Raw genomic sequence first — 17,504 nt, 5'->3', positions numbered from 1 at the left:
GTTGAAAACAAAAAAGGGCGTAATTTTTGCGCCCTTTTTTGTTTCTTGATGACGATTATCAGACCCGGCAAATCGGTTCTCCGAGTTGGTTTTTTTATTTATATTTAAAAATAGAATGATCCTGAAAGGGTGAATTAATCACTTAAGGTTAAACGAACAAAAACTGATGGATCAAGCACACGGAAAGTAAAAGACTCGGTAAAAAATAAGTTGACATATTTATCGTCATGGTTTTCATATCCAATTGACAGATCTTGTCCAAGAGTGAGCTCAAAATCTCCTCCTCGAGTGGAAGTGATAAGTGCGTCCTCTAATATTGGAACCGGGATAATTTTAGCTTTAACGGTATTTTCAATTGCCTTATTGAGTGGATAACCGCTTTTAATCCCTGCTAAATCTGCCCAGAGAAGTGGATTTATAAGTAGCACATAAGGACCCCCTACTGAGGCATCGTTTAATATAGTGGTAGCTTCGATGGCGGTTCCAAAAAATTCTCCTGGATCATGAGAAAAGGGAAGAGGTTCGTACTCTAAGACTGGTAAAATACCATCAATATCTCCAGGCTCAAAACCATGATATATGATTTTCTCTTCAAAAAGAGCAGTTTGCTTGGCAGCGTCTATTAAAGGAGTGAAGTCAACATCAACTGCTCCTCGGTTAATATTGTCTAATTCCCACAGATCCAGTTGAAATGAGGTTCGAATTTCAACGAGCGGTTGAACCATATGTATCCCAAATCTGACATCTCCTTCTCTTTGGTTTTCAGGGACGTTAAGCCTTCCCAATCCAACCCCAGCGTAATCCCACCCCTTTGGGCCAATAACATCAACAAAATGACGGGCGGTAAGTTGATTGTGAAAGACTTTTTTTGCTTGACGATCAATTTCCTGCCAGGCTTGATCGGTTATTGGCGCAAAATTTCTTTTTAAAATATCCATAGTTACCTCCTTGATAATTGTCGAAATAATTTTCAGTCCTTTTTCAGAAGGACTATTTCAGGTTACCAATCCCCAAATCACCTGACTTTTCGGGTTCAGCAGATTTTTCCGAAGTTTCAATTTCTCCGATTGGTTCAGTGGTAAATAAATAGGTTTTTAAATTCTCATTCCATCCTTCCATATTTCTCCGCAACCATTCTAAAATCATGCTGGCATGCTCAATTTCTTCTTCCAGATTATGAATAAGTATGGTTTTCATTTCTAGCTCCGAGGTTACGGCAGCCCTTTGGTGATACCAATCAATAGCTTCAATTTCTTCTTTTAAACTATTGAGAGCTCGATGGATATCTCGGTCTGCATTCGAGAGTTCTTCCACAGGTTCAATATAATTGGTCAAAATTGAACACCTCCTTATCAATCATACAATAATTCTATTATATACTTTTTCATACGCAAATTGATTGGTATCATAGTAACTGTGATCTTGCTTGTGTTCAAATTTTGTTCTTTGAATTTTTTAATAGAGAGACGGGCAATGAATCGAATAAAAAGGAAGGAAATGAATATGAAAAAAAACGGTTTGAACAGTTGGTGGATTATCGGAATTATTCTTACTATCGGAGTTTTGTTTGGAGGAAGTGCAGTTTTTTCTTTAGATGAGTCTCAACAATTTAACATTACAGTGACAGAAACAGAAGTGAAGCCTGGACAAGAGATAATAGTAAATTATACCGCTTCTTCCGATTGGAGTTCAGATGCTTGGATAGGTTTGATTCCTGCTGATATTCCTTTGGGTAACCAAAAACTTGCCGACGAAAACGATCTTGACTATCGACATTTAAAAAACACCAGTCAAGGGAAGCTTTCCTTTATTGCTCCTGATGTTGAAGGAATTTTTAATTTTCGCTTATATCCCAGCGATGATGATAGCTATCCGGAAGTAGCGGTAAGCGATTCTATTAATGTAGTCAAAGAGTCAATTATGCCTTTGGATTCTAGCGGTGATAAATTGAAATCGGAGAATCCTGTTGACGAACTTCCTTCCTTTCCTGACCAGGATATAAATGAAACGTCTCTTTCCAAACTACCGGGAATTGGTCAAATTACGACCAATATTCCCATTCTTACCCCGACTCCGATTCCAACTCTCTCAGAAATATCTTCCTTTCCCGTTAATGTGGGGGAAAAGGATGAACTTCCCCCTCTTTCTCCATCCGAATCACCCTTTCCTGAGTTTTCGCCTCCTCCTGCCGATACCAATCCACCTCAAGTGGTGTCAATCCATCCCCGTACTGGGGCTGTAGAAGTTTCTATGAATGTTCAAATCGAAATTCATTTTGATGAACCAATTCAATCTGGTCCAACTTTTCAAACCATTGCTTTAACCGACCAGCTTCTGAAACCAGTTCAATGTGATGTTGAAATACTGGGTACTGTTTTATTTATAAAACCTGGTTTGAATTTGGAAGCAAAAACAACTTATCAGGCTATTTTGCCTCAACAATCTTTAATGGACATGTATGGGAATTCATTGACTGATAATTTAATTTTTACCTTTACAACCATGGGTCCACCACCAATGTCGACCGTGTCTCTTCCTTTCATCGGGGGGAAATCCCAAGAAATTATAAACATACCAATTTATTTTAATGGATCTCAAAAAGTTACCCATATAGAAACGCTGTTGATATTTGAGCCAAATCTTCTTGATTTTTTAGGAATATCATCTGGAGAAATTAATACTAACTGGCTTACTCAAGCAGAAATCGAAGACGTTGGTCAAGTCAGATTGGATATTACCCAAACGAACGGAAGAAAACTAATTAAAGAAAGAGGCTCGATAGCAACATTGCAATTTCGAGTAATAAGTCGGGAGAAAACTCCCTTTCAATCAGAGCTAATTCTTGAAAAATTAAAATTGTTCGATCAAAATCAGACAATTCTTCCTGGGACAGTTTTAAATGGAATGTTTTATTTAGTAGGAAGTGAGAGCGATGGTTCTTCAGATATTACCGAAACTCAAACCCCAATTCCTCCTAGCCTACCAGTTCAGGTTGATTTGGCGGATATGGTTGTTGAACCAACTTCTTTACTGAATGGGAAGGTTGGGAAAGAATACGCTTTTAAGGCGATTCTTGATAAAGTTCCAGCTTCGATTAAGAATATTAAATTTCAGTGGAATTTCGGAGATGGATCAAAAATTCAGGATAGTTCACAAGGTGAAATGTCTCATGCTTTTACTCGACCAGGACCATATGAAGTAACTGTAAAAGCTTTCAACCGGAATAATGGGCAGATGATTGCTTTGAAAAAAATAAAGGTTGAGATTATTCAGGACCCATTGGTACCTTCAGCCAAAAATTCAAACCAATCTCAAGATAAAACTTTTACCCATCGAGAAAAATTTACAAACGGTAAACTCAAAGTTCAATACACTTATTTTGTTCGTCCCGATGGGACTCAAGTAAAAAACGGTTTGGAAACCAGTTGGTATGAAAACGGAAAGAAGAAAAGTGAAGGAGAGTACCAGAATGGGAAAAAAGTCGGTGTGTGGGTTTCTTGGTATGACAATGGAGTAATCGGTCAAAAAGGGACTTATCAAAATGACGAAAAAATTGGTTTATGGGTAAAAAACTATCGAAATGGAAATAAGGAATCAGAAGGTCATTATCAAAATGACAGGAAAGAAGGTTCTTGGAAAAAATGGTATGAAAATGGGAAGCTTTGGGCAGAGTTTGAGTGCAAAAACGATCAAATCATACCGGGAAGTTATGTAGAAAATCGACCTTAAGTCGTTTTGGTTTTTAGAATAGACCTCTAATGCTATTTTCGTTGTACCAGATGAGGATGAAAATAAGTTGCCCCCTCACCCTAACCCTCTCCCACCAAGGGGCGAGGGAAAAAAGAACAAAAGTATTCAAAGTTCCTTCTCTCTTGATGAGAGAAGGTGAGGATGAGGGTGAAAGCCCAAGGTTCGACATGCCATGGCATGTCGCTACATTAATTAAAGAATGGGTACAATACATTATGCCCCTGCAACTTTTTAATCTTTTGTAAGGGCTTGATTAATTATGCCCGTGGGTTTTCAGAATAGATTAGAGCAATAGAAGGGATTAATAATGATGGGATATTTTTATTTCATATGCTTTTTTGTGCTAGGGATTTTGATAGCTTATAAAACATTTTATGAACTACCAGGAGTTCTAAGGATCTGGATTGGTGGTTTGATTGGTCTGCTGGGTATGATGTGGCTGGTCATCCCCCTTGCTTTTTTTACTGGTTTTACATTTTTTACCCATATGATTGCCTTAATTATTATGGTAGGTTTTTCAATATTTTGGTTTTTATTTTATCCCAAATCAAAGAATCAACCCCTATTGTTTATCGATTATGATACGAGAATTTTTTGGCTGATCATTCCTTTTTCTATTTATTTTATTTATCTTTTTTACACTCATTATTTGCTTCCCGGGCAAGATGGTCTTTATTGTGGAGGCAATGCTTATGGTGATTTACCTTTTCATCTTGGTATTATCACCAGCCTTAAAGAACAACAGGTTTTTCCACCCCAGTATTCGATCTTTCCCGGAATACGGATGGGATACCCTTTTTTAGTTGATTCATTTACTTCCAGTCTTTATCTTTTAGGAATACCACTGCGTCATTCTTTATTGTTATCCAGTATGTCAATGGCTGTCCTTCTTCTGACCAGTTTTGTAGTTTTTGCCCAAGAAGTTCTGAAAAAATGGAGTAGTACAGTTATTGCGACACTGCTTTTTTTTATCAATGGAGGTCTCGGTTTTTTCTATTATTTTCCTAAAAATTTATCATCTATCTTTTCTGAAGTTGTAAATTCACCAACCCATCTTTTTGATCAGAATATTATCTGGTCAAATGTTATTTGTGATTTACTGATACCACAAAGAACCACCTTGGGAGGCTGGGCTTTTTTATTATTGGCTTTGTGGAGTCTCTATCGTGCGATTAATACTTCACAAAGAAAATACTTTTTTTTCAGTGGATTGATAGCGGGTTTGCTGCCCATGATTCATACCCATTCATTTTTAACCTTTATGATTGTTGCTATAGTTTGGTTTATCTATTTCCTGCTGAAAACGGAAAAGAAAGGAAATTACCTTTTAAATTGGATGATATCGATTCTCCCGATAATTTTATTATCCTTCCCTCAGCTGTTTTATTGGACTTTTCCACAGTCGGTTTCGGGAGGATACCTTCGATTGATGCCGGGATGGACGAGCAAAACTGATTTCTGGCCGTGGTTTTGGATAAAAAATACCGGTTTGTTTTTCATTCTTCTTTTGTTGGCGCTTTTTTCACCCAAAAATCGATTAAAATCTTTTTATCTTCCGGCCATTATTCTTTTTATTTTGGCCGAGGTGGTCATTTTCCAACCTTGGGAATGGGATAATATTAAAATATTTTTTGTATGGTATATGTTTAGCGTTATTCTAGTAGCCAACTACCTCGAACAGGTAGCTCAAAAAATACCTAAAAAATCATTGAAAGCTCTTTTTGTTGGAATAGTAGTTGGTGTTTGCATCCTTTCTGGCACGTTTAGCTTGATACGGGAGGCAATTTCTTCAATTCGGCTTTTTACGAGTAATGATTTAAAAATTGCCGAATTTGTCCAGCACCATACACCGGTGGATTCTCTCTTTCTGTCTTCTGACTTTCATAATAATCCTATATCAGCATTAGCCGGGAGAAATATTGTCATGGGATACGAAGGTTGGTTATGGTCGCATGGGATTGACTATGCAAAAAGAATGGAGGACGTGAAGGAACTTTTTTCAGTTTCTGAAAATTTTGACCACATAATAAAAAAATATCAGATCGATTATATTTTTTTAAGTTCTTATGAAAAGGCTAAATACGGGGAAAGAATCTTCCAACTCATAGAAAAATTTCCAATCGCTTACCAAAGCCAAAACTCCCTGATTCTGGGGGTTTCAGAAAGAGCACAACAACGTTACCAGAACCGGTTGAATCAAGATTCAAATTGAAATTCTTTTTTGGTAAAAAGGAAAAGACAGATGTCAACAATCTCCGAATCATAATAAATGTTTTTATGAAGTTGGATTTCGCGAAGAGCCTCTTCAAGGTGAAAGGGCTCTCGATAGGGACGATTTGAAATCATGGCTTCGATAGTATCGGCAACGGCTAAGATTCTTGCTTCAGGTAAAATATCTTTCCCGGTTAAACCTTTTGGATATCCAGATCCATCAATTTTTTCATGATGCTGTAAAATGATTTTACTAACCGGCCAGGGAAAATGGATATTGTTCAATATTTGGTATCCAACCTCAGGATGATTTTTTATCATATTGAATTCTATATCAGTCAGCTCATGAGGTTTCCAAAGGATTTCTTGAGGAAGATATATTTTTCCAATATCATGCAGTAAAGCAGCAATGCGTAATCCATTGATTCTCTCTTTGGAGTAACCCATTTCTTCGGCGATAGCGCAGGACAGCTGCGCAACTCGCTTTTGATGGCCGGCTATATAGGGGTCTCTAATCTCGACCATGTCTGAAATAGCTCTGACTGTTCCCTCTAAGGTATTTTGGAGATTTTCCAATAACTTATTGAACTGAAATTCAGTCCGTTTTTCTTTGGTGATATCAATAGTCATCTGATATTTAACTTTTCGACCATCAGGCCAAGAAATGGCTTTATCAATGCAACGATACCATTTTTTTTCATTTTGATTAAAAAAATCCCAAATTAAAGTATCGGAATTCTGGTTTTCAAAAATGGTATGATTGGTACAGAATATACAAGGAGATTGAAAACCATGAAGAACACGATGACATTTTTGTCCAACAACATCACCCAATTTTTTTTGCAAAGCTTCATTAACGAACAAGAGGGTATAGCTATCGGGATCGGAGATGTAGAGAGAATGAGGAATCTGATTCAGGATGGTGAGTAATTCGTTTGATTGGTTTTCTTTTTTCATTTCCAGGTTTTTTCTTTTAGTAATATCTTGAATGGTTCCAACATAAAAAAATATTTGATTGAACGTGTTCTTTACTTTCCGAGTGTTTATCTCCACCCATTTTGATTGCCGTTGTAATGTATAAAATTGAGCCTCAAATCCAGTGAGCGTATCATTACTCTCTAATAATGATTGCCAAGCAAGACTTGCTTCCGGAGATACAAATAATTGATAAAAATTGGTATCAGCGGTTTTAAAGTGGAACATTTCTTCGAAGTACTGGTTGGTTTCAATTAATTTTCCATCAGGATAAATAGCAAAAAAACCTATGGGCAATTCATGAAAATAGAAGGAATCGCTCTTGATTTCCATTAAGTCCGAATCTCCCTTATGATTATCTTCCAAAAAGTTAAAAATGTAATATTAAAATCTCTTATTATCTCTCAATAGTCAAGAGCATAATAAATATTTTTTATTGATGGATCGATTTTTAGATCCGGTTTTTAATTTTTTTTCATCGCATCTAGTAAAAGATGCTGGATAAAAGATAACATTTTTTTGTTTCTTGCTATTCTTAATCGACCATCCTATAGAATCTCTTCTAAAATTATATAATGAATTAAAAGATTATTAAATAGAGTTTTAAGCATATTCAGCAATTGTCTGAAATGGTGAACTAAAAAAAATACCAAGCTAACCAAATAACCTTATTCATTTCTCTTAAATTCAAATTGTTTTTTAAATGTTTTATTATTCTTTTAAGCAATTTCTTTTAAAGTTAGGAAGGAATAGTTGGCAACCAGGTTATTTCATTTTGAATGATATAATCTATCGGGGTGATATTACATGACTTCTCGAGAGCGTTTAATAGCAGCAATGAATCATCAGCCAGTGGATCGGATACCTTTCGATCTTGGTAGTACCAGTATTACTGGAATTCATGTCAGTAGCCTTTACGCTTTGAAAGTATCCTTGGGTTTGATATCTCCGCAGGAGCCGGTAAAGGTGGTCAATCCTTTCCTCATGTTGGGGGAAGTAGATGAAGCACTTAGAAAGCGGCTGGAAATTGACACCATATCTTTGCCAACCGTAGGAAACTCATTTGGTTTTAAAAATGAGAATTGGAAACCTTGGAAACTTTTTGACGGAACACCGGTATTCGTTCCAGAAAAATTTAATACTGTCCCTGATAGGAATGGCAACATCCTTCAATACCCCAAAGGCGATAAGAAATTTCAACCATCAGCATGTATGCCGAACGGGGGGTTTTACCATGATCCTTTGATTCGAAAAAAAGAAGTTATCGAATCGGAGCTCACCGTGGAAAATCAAACCGAAGAATATAAGATTCTTCAGGAAGAAACCTTACGTTTTTATGAATCAGAAGCCGAACGCCTTTTTCGAGATACCCAGTATGGAATAATCTTTCGAGGTGTGTCGGGTAGCAATATGAGTGATATCGCTCATATACCTGGATGCGGTCTTCCTGATCCCAAAGGGATACGGGACTTTGAAGAGTGGTACATTTCTCTTATAACCAGAAAAGATTTTATTAAAGACGTCTTTGCTCGAATGACCGAAATTGCCTTAGAAAACCTAAAATTAGTTTTTCAGGCGATTGGAAATAAAATACAAGTTATCGTTATATCAGCTGCTGATTTCGGGTCGCAAAATGGTCTCTTTGTTTCTCCAGATTTATACCGGGAACTATTCAAGCCTTTTCACCAAAGGGTTAATAATTGGATCCACCAATATACAAAGTGGAAAACTTTTATTCACACTTGTGGTTCAATTTCTCCTCTCCTTCCAGATCTTCATGAGGCTGGATTTGATATTCTTAATCCGGTACAGATTTCAGCGGCGAATATGGAACCGGTGCAATTAAAAGAACAATATGGAAAATGGTTTACCTTTTGGGGTGGAGGGGTGAATACCCAGAAAACTTTGCCTTTTGGGTCTCCAGAAGAAGTAAGGGAAGAGGTGAAGTATCTTATAGAAGTTTTTGGGAAAAATAGCGGTTTTGTTTGGAATGCCGTGCATAATATTCAAGCAAAAGTACCAGTTGAAAATTTAAAGGCTTTATTTGAAGCGATTCAGGAACACCGTGCTAGGAATTAGATATAAAGTTCTATTCCATATCATGAAAAAATGATAGTATTTAAAAAAAGTAATAATGTTTTTGGCTTATTGTGTATATTTTCCTTGACAAGAATCTCATTCTGATGATAATTTTATACAAAATTTTAAAGAAGGGGGAAATTGCTTTGAAGAAATTATCATGTTTTGGAATATTTTTAGCAATTCTATTAATAGTTTCGATTCCGGTTTTTGGTCAAGATACGGTTAAAATTGGAGCAAACTTGGAAATGACCGGTTCAGTCGCCGCTTATGGTCAAATGATCAATGAGGGCGTTGAACTCATCATGGATATTGTCGGAACCGAAGTGCTAGGAAAACAAGTTGAATATGTCTTAGTTGACAATAAAAGCGATAAGGTAGAAGCGGCTAATGCAGCTACTCGTTTAATTGACAAAGAAAAAGTTGTTGCAATAATCGGCCCGGCAATTAGTGGAAGTATGTTATCGGCCGGTCCAATTTGTGAAGAGAAAATGGTACCCCAGATTTCAGCGACCTCTACCAATCCTTTGGTTACCCAGGATAAGAAATATTCATTCCGGGCAACCTTTATCGATTCTTATCAAGGAGTAGCCGCCGCTCAGTATGCTTATGAGGATTTAGATGCAAAATCAGTGGCAATTCTATCCGATATAGCCCAGGATTACTGTGTTGCCCTCGGGAACTTTTTCAAAGAAGGCTATGAAAAATTAGGAGGAGAAGTATTGACCGTTCAACATTGTAAAACTGGAGACCAGGATTTTTCAGCGCAGTTGACTACCATTATGAATTTGAATCCGGATGTAATATATCTTCCAAACTATTACACCGAAATTGCGCTTATTTGCCGTCAAGCTCGTGATTTAGGATATGAGGGAAAGATTTTAGGTGGCGATGGTTCTGATGCTCCCGAACTGATTGATATTGGTGGCGATGCGGTTGAAGGGTTTTATTTCACCGCTCACGGTGATACCGAAAAAGCTTTAACCGAGATCGGTCAAAAATACTTCGATGCCTATCGGGCAAAATTTAATAAAGAACCCGGTGTTTTCGGAGCTTTGGCAGCTGATTGTTATATAATCATTCTTGATGCTATCAAACGTGCCAACTCTTTTGAACCAGAAAAAATAGCAGCAGCAATCGAAGATACCAAAGATTTAGAAGTAACCACTGGAAAAATAACCATTGAAAAAGGCGATGCTTTAAAACCGGTTGTCGTGAAACAGGTTGAAGGTGGTAAAGCGAAGCTTCTTGGAACCATCGAAGTCAAGTAAAAGATAAAAATAAAAAGGGACAGGCATTCCCTGTCCCTTTTTATTTTTTAAAACCCTTTTTTTCTTGGGACCTTTTGAGTAGAATATATCGGCATACATTGATTCATTATATTGAATGATGAGGATATAAAAATGAGTTTTACCCAATTTTTTCAGCAATTGATGAATGGATTTTCCCTGGGAAGTCTCTACGCACTATTGGCAATCGGTTATACACTGGTATATGGCATCCTCAGTTTGATTAATTTTGCCCATAGCGATGTTTTTATGCTTGGCACTTACTTTGCTTTTTATATGATTGCCATATTTATGCTTCCCTGGTGGCTTTCAGTTATAATTAGCGTGGTATTGTGTGCCATAGTGGGAATGACGATTGAAAGAGTGGCTTATCGTCCCCTCCGGTCTGCACCACGTATTTCGGCCTTAATTACTGCCGTCGGAGTGTCTTATTTTTTGGAAAATTTAGGTTTAGTGGTTTTAGGAGCCAGACCGAAAGGGTTTCCTCGTCCCGACCTCATGAAAAACGTCTATGTTATTGCCGGCGCTAAAATTCAGGGGGTGAGCTTTTGGGTACCAATCATTAGTATTGGTATTTTATTGGTCTTGCTTTATATTGTCTATAAAACCAAAGTGGGAATGGCCATGCGGGCTGTGGCCAAAGATATGGAAACTACTCGACTTATGGGTGTGAATATCGATCAGATCATTCTTTATACCTTCGCTCTTGGATCGGCGTTAGCTGGTGCCGGAGGAGTCATGTGGGCTGCCAAATTTCCCCAGATTAACCCATTGATGGGTATTTTCCCAGGATGGAAAGCATTTACCGCTGCGGTGGTTGGTGGAATTGGAAATGTCGTTGGTGCTATGATCGGAGGATTTATTATCGGCCTTGCCGAAATACTCATAGCAGCTTTTTTCCCGAGCTTGACCGGGTATAAAGATGCCTTTGTTTTCGGCTTGTTAATTCTATTTTTAATCATTAAACCAAACGGAATCATGGGCGAAACTCTAAAAGAAAAGGTGTGATTTGGGAAAAAAATGGGGAAAAGAGATTATATTCTAACAGCAATACTTTTTGTCATCTTATTGTTTGGCTTATGGTTAGCCCAAAACTACCTGAATGCCTATATGGTAAGAATATTAAATACCGCTTTTATCTATGTTATTGCTGCTGTTGCTTATAATTTGATCAACGGAATAGCTGGTCAATTTTCCTTAGGTCCGAATGGATTTATGGCTTTAGGTGGGTACACCGTTGCCTTGTTAATGTTACCAGTTTATCAAAAAATACAGGTTTATTTTTTAACCCCTTTAATTTGGCCTTTTAGTGTTATAACCTTTCCGTCCTATCTCTTCATTCTTTCTTTAGTCTTTGGTGGTTTGGTTGCAGCCGGGGGAGCTTTTCTCATCGGTTTTCCTACTCTTCGGCTTAGGGGAGATTATTTGGCAATTGCTTCCTTTGGCTTCAGTGAGATCATTTTTGTTTTAGCGAATAATTTTATCCCCTTAACCAACGGCGCTTTGGGCATTAAAGGTATTCCACAATATACCAATTTATGGTGGACGGGTGGATTGGCTTTTCTTACGGTTTTTCTGATTCGGAATCTGGTGAATTCCAGTTATGGAAGAGCTTTAAAAGCAATTCGGGAGGATGAAATAGCTGCCCAAGCCATGGGCATTAATCCTTTTCGAATGAAGCTTTTGGCCTTTGCCGTAAGCGGTTTTTTTGCTGGTGTGGCTGGAGGTCTTTTTGTTACTTTAATTAGTACGGTTTCTCCAACTTTATTCACCTTTGCAATGACCTTTAATTTGCTGATTATTGTTGTATTAGGAGGCTTGGGGAGCATTACCGGTTCAGTTGTTACTGCTTTTATTTTTGCCTTTCTTCAAGAAATACTTCGAGAAGTCGAGGCTCCTCATACTATTGGTTCGTTTACTATACCTGGTATCCCTGGTATGCGAATGGTTGTCTTCTCTGCGTTGTTGGTCGTTATGATGATATTTTATCGACGAGGGTTATTCGGAACCAAAGAATTATCGTGGGATCTGGTTTTTAGATTATTCAGGAAAAAGGAACCACAAGATGAACAATAGGATAGAACCGATTCTCTCTTTAGAAGGATTAACAATGGTTTTCGGTGGATTAATTGCTGTTAATGATTTTAATTTCCAACTTCAAGACGGAGATTTAGCCGGATTAATTGGTCCCAATGGAGCTGGGAAAACAACAATATTTAATATGATAACTGGTCAGTATATTCCTACTAAAGGGAAGGTTGATTTTATGAATCAAGAGCTCAACCACCTTCCTCCCCATACTATCACTTCTCTTGGTATTGCCAGAACTTTCCAAAATATTCGTTTATTTGGCAACCTATCAGTATTAGATAATGTTTTAGTGTCTTTCCAAAAAGACCTTAAAAAAACCTTTTTCAGTGCCATGTGGGAAACCCCTGGATATATTCGTCAAGAAAAGGCCATGAGAGAAGAAGGAAAACAATTGTTAGAAGCAGTTGGTTTGCTCAATCTGGAGGAGGAAGCCAAAAACCTACCCTACGGCCAGCAAAGAAGGTTGGAAATAGCCCGCGCCTTGGCTACTCATCCCAAGCTTCTTTTATTAGATGAACCAGCAGCAGGAATGAATCCCCATGAAACCATGGACCTCATGAGTTTTATCCAGAGAATCCGCAGGGAGTTTAATTTAACCATTCTGCTTATCGAACACGATATGAAAGTCGTCATGGGAATCTGTGAAAAAGTAGCGGTAATGGATTTTGGAATTAAAATTGCCGAAGGGACACCGAATGAAATTCGTAATAATCCAAAAGTAATCGAAGCCTACTTGGGAGTGGAAGGATAATGAATGTTGAGCAACCATTATTAAAAATAGATAACCTCCATGTTTATTACGGTGGGATTCATGCTTTAAAAGGGATATCCTTAGAAGTGTATAAAAACAAGATTGTTTCTTTAATTGGAGCGAATGGAGCCGGAAAGAGTACAACACTGAGAACAATTTCTGGATTAGTACGCTCGAGGACAGGAACTATCAAATTAAAAGATAACTTAATTGGCGATTTACCAACCCACCGAATTGTCGAGATGGGAATCGCTATGGTCCCCGAAGGAAGGAGAATCTTCCCGAACCTTACCGTTATGGAAAACCTCATACTTGGGTGTTATATTAGAAAAGATATGGTTCAAATTAAAAATGATATGGATTGGATTTTTTCCATCTTCCCTCGGTTGAAAGAAAGAACATGGCAAAAAGGGGGAACTCTGAGTGGTGGGGAACAACAGATGTTAGCGGTTGGCCGGGCTCTCATGTCTCGCCCTCAATTGTTAATGATGGACGAACCATCATTAGGGCTTGCTCCACTTTTGGTGAAAGAAATATTTCAAATAATAAAAAAAATTAATCAGGAAGGAGCCACCATCTTGCTCATCGAGCAGAATGCTCGGGCTGCCTTAGAAATATCTGATTTTGCCTATGTTATGGAAACTGGTAAAATCACTACCAGTGGGGAAGGAAAAAGCTTACTCTTTGATGAAAAAGTCAGAAAAGCGTATTTAGGCGAAGACTAAGGATAAAATTTATATCATAAATCAGTACCTTAATAATTAATTATAAAAATATCTATATTCTGGATAGAGGAGAGATTCAACTTGGCTAAGCGTGGTAATTTAGACAAAAGAAAGTTGGTTCTTGGCGACATTCCTTTAGATGAACGCATAGGTCAATGGGCATGGATACAGGATAAAAGAGTTATCAAGCGCTTTGTTACCTTAAAGGAACGGGAAACCCTGGTGCAAAGGTTAGTTTGTCAGAAATGTGGAACAAAATGTAAAGGTCATTGCGATGAATCCTGATTGATTAGCTTTTTTTAATAGGTCGTGTTGTTTTGTTCATTTTCTATTGCCGCCTGGTGAACGGAACGAATCACGTCAAGGAGCGGAATTTGGAATTTTTGAGCAATGGTTTTACATTCTTCGTATTCTGGGGTTATCCTAAAACCCTTTTGATGTTTTGATATTTTTACCCGAACTTTCCCCCAAACCGTTTCTACAAATCGATCTTCACGAGCAAGAAATACCTTTTTAAATTGAAACTCTCGAAATCCTAAGGTAGTTGTTTCTTGAAAAAGGATATTTTTAACTCTTTCAAACAAGTCGGGCTGGATGATAATCGACAATTTGATAGCTGGACGTTGTTTTTTCATGAAAATTGGAGTAGTAAAGACATCAAGCGCGCCAATATCAAAAAGTTTATCGCTCACATATTCAATTATTTGAGGCGACATATCGTCAAGATTGGTTTCGATAAGAATATTCTCTTCGGTTTGTTCATATTCAGGGATATGTCCTAAAAAAAGTCGAAGGGTATTTGGGATTTCAAAATCATGGTGTCCTGCCCCATAACCAATTTTTTCAATGACCATATGAGGAAAAATAACGAATTCGTTGGTTATACCTGAGATTATAGCCGCCCCAGTTGGTGTGGTAAGCTCGTAGGGAATATGACCTGACTTTATGGGTACACCTTTTAACAACTCAACTGTAGCAGGAGCTGGAATAGGTAACTTGCCATGAGCAGTTTCGATAAAACCAAAGCCGGTAGGAATAGTTGAGGCAAAAACCTTTTTTATATGAAAATAATTGAGCCCAATTATTGCACCGGTAATATCAACAATAGTATCCAGACCTCCGACTTCATGAAGGAAGACCTCTTCAGGTTTTTGTCCATGAATATTCCCTTCCGCCTGAGCAATCTTCCATAGCAGGGATATGCTTTTTTCTTTAATAGAAGAAGAGAGATCGGATTCTTGCAGGATACGAACCAACTCTTTGGCTGGTCGATGATGGTGGTGGTTGTGGTCGTGGTGATGAGCGTGATGATGGTGTTCTTCGGGATCGGTTATTTTAACTTGGGTGGCTTGAATCGATCTCTTGGTAACTTTTTCAGCTTGAATGAGTAAAGGAATTTTTAATTTGGTGAGTTCTTCTTGGAGAAATTCAATCGGTAAACCCAAATCTATCAAACCACCTAAAAACATATCACCGCTAATACCAGAAAAACAGTCGCAATGAAGAATCATAGTTTATTTTTCTCCTTCAGCAAGTTGATTAATAAGATGGGCAAGGTATCCGGCACCGAAGCCATTGTCAATGTTAACCGTGGCAATACCTGGTGAACATGAATTTAACATGGTTAGTAAAGCCGAAAGACCCTGAAAATGGGCTCCATAACCAACACTGGTGGGTACTGCAATCACTGGCCGTCCTACCATACCGGAAACAACCCCAGGTAAAGCACCCTCCATACCAGCAACTGCAACGATAACGTTGGATTGCCATAATTGATCGAGATGAGAAAAAAGACGGTGAATACCAGCGATCCCAATATCATAAATCCGATTTATATAACTTCCAGCAAGTTCTGCAGTTACAGCAGCTTCCTCAGCTATCGGAAGATCAGCAGTTCCGGCACTGATTACGGCAACACATCCTTTTTTTTCAGCTGGTTTTCGTTCTAAGATAAACAGGCGAGCGGTTGGATGATATTGGATATCCGGTATCTCCTTCTGTACCGCTAAAAAATGATCAGGTTGAACCCGAGTGGCTAATAAATTTGGATATTGTTCGCTCATTTTCTTGAGGATAGTTATAATTTGATCTTGAGTTTTTCCCTGACAAAAAACCACCTCAGGAAACCCTTTCCTTAACGCTCGATGATGATCAATTTTTGCGAAGTCGAGGTCTTCATAGAGAAGCTGACGTAATTGTTTCTCTGCTTCTTGAGGGGTAATTTTTTGATTCCATAGATTTTCTAAGGTTTGAAAAAAAACTGAAATATGAATCACCCTCTTCATAAATCAAACTGTTTCACATTATATCATTCTTGGATACCTTACTTAATAAATAAAAAACTGAGAAATAGTAGGATAAGGAAAGTAGTGCGTGTTAAAATAAAAGAAAAAGGGAGGAGATATTTATGAAATCCAAGATCATTTTTTTAATAACTATTATTCTTGTTTTTTCTATTCATTTTATTGCTTCTTCTCAGGACATGTTTAATGATGCTATAAACTTTGAAAGTTTAAAGCATCAAAAATATTTTATTCGACAGGAAGACAAGAATGGTATTACTGAAGGATCTCTTACCGTTGATGTTGTACCCCAAAATGATGATAAGTATCAAGTGAATATCGATTTTCTTTTGGGGGAAGATCATTTTACCAACGCTTTTGTAGCATCGAAAAATGATAGTCAAAATTTATTTAATAATCTATTTTTCTCTAATCCTATGACTATGGCAGTTGTTATGCCAGTATTTGCAGTTCAGTTCATGTTGCTGCCGGTTACCTTAATGGGTGGAGAGTTAAAAGAAGGTTTTCTATGGACTTCAAAAGAAGATGATGAAGAATTAACCATCCAAGTTCCTTCATCAGAAGAACGTTTTGGTTTTAAGGCTTACTGGGTGGAGATATTGAAAGATAAACAAATGGCAGTTCGAATGCTCTATTCAAAAGAGGCTCCTCTTCCATTCGTCGTAGAAATCATGGATTCTGATACTCTTGATGAAGGGCTGAAATCGTTGTATTTAGAGCTTCAAGAATGGGAAACTAATTAGTAGCAAACACCGTCACTACAAGCGGATGGAGAAGTTGAGCCATCCGCTTTTTTTCTTTTTGTTTTTTCTTTGGCAAGAGCATTGTTTAGAATTTCTTTTTCTAAGGATTCAACAGTAATTTTACCCTGCCATTTTTCAACAATTTTCATATTTTGGTCCACTAAATAGGCGGTCGGGAATTCCCAGAAACCCCAAATTGCCTTTAAATCATCAGTACCCATATATACCTGTAAGTCTAAATTTAGAGATTCCAGAATACGCTTTACTTCTCGCCAATCGCATCCAACGCAAATGGGAACCAACTGGAATTGAAGGTTTTTTTGGAGATGCTGAGCAGCAAATAGTTCTCGATCACAAGTAAAACATTCCGGGGATAAGAAGAGAACGACAATCATTTGATCATCAACCGAAAAAGGTATTTCTTGACCGACCAAGTCGTAAAGGCTGAAGGGAGGAACATCACGCCATGCCGCTGCTTGCGATTGGGAAGAATTCATAAGAAATGTTCCCAACAATACCAGTAAAAACCAAAAGACCAGATTTGAAGAAGAAAGCATTTTTTTCATGGTTTATATTTTACTTTTTCG

The 17,504-nt window shown here is 37.6% G+C and carries 16 protein-coding genes; 10 read left to right on the top strand and 6 right to left on the bottom strand.

What is annotated here, in order from left to right; translation table 11 throughout:
- Window positions 1–134: 134 nt before the first annotated feature.
- Together RT761_RS13965 and RT761_RS13960 are read right to left on the bottom strand one after the other, a co-directional pair.
- Window positions 135–938 (bottom strand): family 1 encapsulin nanocompartment shell protein, encoded by an 804-nt coding sequence (locus tag RT761_RS13965; RefSeq protein WP_218112033.1) that lies wholly within the window; start codon window positions 936–938, stop codon window positions 135–137.
- Between the two features lie 52 nt (window positions 939–990).
- Window positions 991–1,335 (bottom strand): encapsulin-associated ferritin-like protein, encoded by a 345-nt coding sequence (locus RT761_RS13960; RefSeq protein ID WP_218112032.1) that lies wholly within the window; start codon window positions 1,333–1,335, stop codon window positions 991–993.
- A gap of 168 nt (window positions 1,336–1,503) precedes the next feature.
- Between RT761_RS13960 and RT761_RS13955 the strand changes: the two genes are divergently transcribed.
- Both RT761_RS13955 and RT761_RS13950 read left to right on the top strand, forming a co-directional pair.
- Window positions 1,504–3,729, top strand: coding sequence for an Ig-like domain-containing protein (locus RT761_RS13955; protein WP_218112031.1), 2,226 nt, complete (start codon window positions 1,504–1,506; stop codon window positions 3,727–3,729).
- A gap of 373 nt (window positions 3,730–4,102) precedes the next feature.
- On the top strand, window positions 4,103–5,962 hold the full coding sequence (locus RT761_RS13950) for a hypothetical protein (protein WP_218112030.1): 1,860 nt from the start codon (window positions 4,103–4,105) through the stop codon (window positions 5,960–5,962).
- Here the strand turns inward: RT761_RS13950 and RT761_RS13945 are convergent.
- Window positions 5,947–7,269: an HD domain-containing phosphohydrolase gene (locus RT761_RS13945; protein ID WP_218112029.1), complete on the bottom strand. Its 1,323-nt coding sequence runs from the start codon at window positions 7,267–7,269 to the stop codon at window positions 5,947–5,949. The genes RT761_RS13950 and RT761_RS13945 overlap by 16 nt on opposite strands.
- A gap of 474 nt (window positions 7,270–7,743) precedes the next feature.
- Here RT761_RS13945 and RT761_RS13940 point away from each other — a divergent pair, with 474 nt between their 5' ends.
- From RT761_RS13940 to RT761_RS13910, 7 genes are all read left to right on the top strand, one after another.
- Entirely contained in the window at window positions 7,744–9,015 is a 1,272-nt protein-coding gene (locus tag RT761_RS13940; RefSeq protein ID WP_218112028.1) for a uroporphyrinogen decarboxylase family protein, read from the top strand.
- A gap of 146 nt (window positions 9,016–9,161) precedes the next feature.
- Window positions 9,162–10,286 carry an ABC transporter substrate-binding protein gene (locus tag RT761_RS13935; protein ID WP_218112027.1) on the top strand — a complete coding sequence of 375 codons (1,125 nt, stop codon included), beginning with the start codon at window positions 9,162–9,164 and terminating at the stop codon, window positions 10,284–10,286.
- Window positions 10,287–10,418: 132 nt separating this feature from the next.
- The gene (locus RT761_RS13930) at window positions 10,419–11,312 is read left to right on the top strand and encodes a branched-chain amino acid ABC transporter permease (protein ID WP_218112026.1); all 894 of its coding nucleotides are present in this window, start codon (window positions 10,419–10,421) and stop codon (window positions 11,310–11,312) included.
- Between the two features lie 12 nt (window positions 11,313–11,324).
- Window positions 11,325–12,380 (top strand): branched-chain amino acid ABC transporter permease, encoded by a 1,056-nt coding sequence (locus tag RT761_RS13925; RefSeq protein ID WP_218112025.1) that lies wholly within the window; start codon window positions 11,325–11,327, stop codon window positions 12,378–12,380.
- Window positions 12,370–13,146 carry an ABC transporter ATP-binding protein gene (locus tag RT761_RS13920; RefSeq protein WP_218112024.1) on the top strand — a complete coding sequence of 259 codons (777 nt, stop codon included), beginning with the start codon at window positions 12,370–12,372 and terminating at the stop codon, window positions 13,144–13,146. The genes RT761_RS13925 and RT761_RS13920 overlap by 11 nt, the downstream gene beginning before the upstream one ends.
- Window positions 13,146–13,871 (top strand): ABC transporter ATP-binding protein, encoded by a 726-nt coding sequence (locus RT761_RS13915; protein WP_218112023.1) that lies wholly within the window; start codon window positions 13,146–13,148, stop codon window positions 13,869–13,871. Before RT761_RS13920 ends, RT761_RS13915 begins: the two co-directional genes overlap by 1 nt.
- 81 nt (window positions 13,872–13,952) lie before the next feature.
- Window positions 13,953–14,156: a hypothetical protein gene (locus RT761_RS13910; RefSeq protein WP_218112022.1), complete on the top strand. Its 204-nt coding sequence runs from the start codon at window positions 13,953–13,955 to the stop codon at window positions 14,154–14,156.
- A 14-nt stretch (window positions 14,157–14,170) separates the two neighbouring features.
- On the opposite strand, the gene larC is transcribed toward RT761_RS13910, so the two are convergent.
- Together larC and larB are read right to left on the bottom strand one after the other, a co-directional pair.
- Entirely contained in the window at window positions 14,171–15,382 is a 1,212-nt protein-coding gene (gene larC / locus RT761_RS13905) for a nickel pincer cofactor biosynthesis protein LarC (RefSeq protein WP_218112021.1), read from the bottom strand.
- A gap of 3 nt (window positions 15,383–15,385) precedes the next feature.
- A complete protein-coding gene (gene larB / locus RT761_RS13900) occupies window positions 15,386–16,156 on the bottom strand; it encodes a nickel pincer cofactor biosynthesis protein LarB (RefSeq protein ID WP_218112020.1) in 771 nt (256 codons plus the stop codon).
- A gap of 122 nt (window positions 16,157–16,278) precedes the next feature.
- Here larB and RT761_RS13895 point away from each other — a divergent pair, with 122 nt between their 5' ends.
- On the top strand, window positions 16,279–16,917 hold the full coding sequence (locus tag RT761_RS13895; RefSeq protein WP_218112019.1) for a hypothetical protein: 639 nt from the start codon (window positions 16,279–16,281) through the stop codon (window positions 16,915–16,917).
- Here the strand turns inward: RT761_RS13895 and RT761_RS13890 are convergent.
- A complete protein-coding gene (locus RT761_RS13890) occupies window positions 16,914–17,414 on the bottom strand; it encodes a TlpA family protein disulfide reductase (RefSeq protein WP_218112018.1) in 501 nt (166 codons plus the stop codon). The genes RT761_RS13895 and RT761_RS13890 overlap by 4 nt on opposite strands.
- Between the last annotated feature and the right edge of the window lie 90 nt (window positions 17,415–17,504).

The organism is Atribacter laminatus (genome assembly GCF_015775515.1).
In the GTDB taxonomy this organism is placed as follows: domain Bacteria; phylum Atribacterota; class Atribacteria; order Atribacterales; family Atribacteraceae; genus Atribacter; species Atribacter laminatus.
This window is presented reverse-complemented; position numbering and strand designations above follow the sequence as displayed.